Source organism: Rothia sp. HMSC071F11, assembly GCF_001809115.1.
Taxonomy (GTDB): domain Bacteria; phylum Actinomycetota; class Actinomycetes; order Actinomycetales; family Micrococcaceae; genus Rothia; species Rothia dentocariosa.
Genome location: NZ_KV795760.1, coordinates 114,552 through 115,968 on the forward strand (window position 1 = coordinate 114,552; position 1,417 = coordinate 115,968).

The 1,417-nt window shown below is 57.4% G+C and carries 2 protein-coding genes; both read right to left on the bottom strand.

Annotated elements, in window-relative coordinates; genetic code table 11:
- A partial coding sequence (sucC, locus tag HMPREF2554_RS08095; RefSeq protein WP_070554619.1) for an ADP-forming succinate--CoA ligase subunit beta occupies nt 1-1,027 on the bottom strand: 1,027 nt, incomplete at its 3' end.
- A gap of 228 nt (nt 1,028-1,255) precedes the next feature.
- Nucleotides 1,256-1,417 (bottom strand): hypothetical protein (locus tag HMPREF2554_RS12010; protein ID WP_168160877.1); only part of this gene is annotated, 162 nt, incomplete at its 5' end.

Here is a 1,417-nt window from a genome sequence, read left to right on the forward strand (position 1 = left end):
GCTTAGTTGCGGAATCGCCCAGAATCTCAAGCGCCTTCACGATGCCCTCAGCCACGGCATCGCACGAGGTGATACCGCCGAAGACGTTCACGAAAACGCTCTTAACCTGCTCATCGCCCAGAATAATCTCAAGACCCGCAGCCATGACCTCAGCGGATGCGCCGCCACCGATATCGAGGAAGTTGGCGGGCTTCACGTTGCCGTGCTTTTCGCCAGCGTATGCCACAACATCCAGAGTAGACATCACCAGACCGGCGCCGTTACCGACAACGCCAACTTCGCCATCGAGCTTCACATAGTTCAGGTCGTGCTGCTTAGCCTTAGCTTCCAGCGGGTTTTCGGCGGATTTATCGACAAGCGCCACGTGATCGGGCTGGCGGAATTCCGCGTTATCGTCGAGAGAGACCTTGCCGTCAAGAGCCAGAATATCGCCTTCGGGGGTCTGCACGAGGGGGTTAACCTCAACGAGGGTTGCATCTTCCTTCTTGAAGACATCGCCCAGCTTCACGAGAACCTCAACCACCTTGGGCTGCAGCTCAGCAGAGAACCCGGCAGCCTCAACGATCTCCTGTGCCTTAGCGGAGTCGATACCCACCAGCGGGTCCACCTCAACCTTAGCGAGAGCCTCGGGCCGTTCAGCGGCGAGCTGCTCAATTTCCATGCCGCCCTCTACCGAGCACATGGCAAGGTACGAGCGGTTTGCACGGTCAAGCAGAATCGAGAAATAGTATTCTTCAGCAATGTCAGCCCCCTGTGCGACCAGCACGCGGTGAACTGTATGACCCTTGATATCCATATCAAGAATCTGCTGAGCGTACTCGTATGCCTCGTCAGGGTTTTTAGCGAGCTTCACGCCGCCAGCCTTACCGCGGCCACCGGTCTTAACCTGAGCCTTAATGACGGTCAGGCCGCCGATTTCCTCAGCTGCTGCCTTTGCTTCTTCGGGAGTGGTCGCAACAATACCCTTGAGCACGGGTACACCGTGCTTTGCGAAGAGATCGCGCGCCTGGTATTCGAAAAGGTCCACAGGTGTCCTTCTTCGTCGAAGTGATGCCGCCGCATGGGGTGCGACGGCCTGGTCTCATGAGGTTCATACGATGCGCCTTGGCACCCGCGCGGGCGCGCGAAAACGCTTTCGAAATCCTCTCATCTCTACTTTATCGGAAATATAGGTTAGTGTGCACTTATGGGTGCATATCAACCCGGTTTTTGTGGGTGGCATCACGTGTTCGGATGCACCCTGCGGGTCGGGGGTCTACGAGACTTTCTCCAACGGCGCATACCGCAGCAGCAGACGCTTCTCTTCGGAGGCAAAACGTACCTTCGCCACGGTCTTATCGCCGGTGCCTTCCAGAGCGAGAACCCTGCCCTCACCGAACTTGATGTGGCGCACCGTATCGCCCACCTTCAGCTGCGG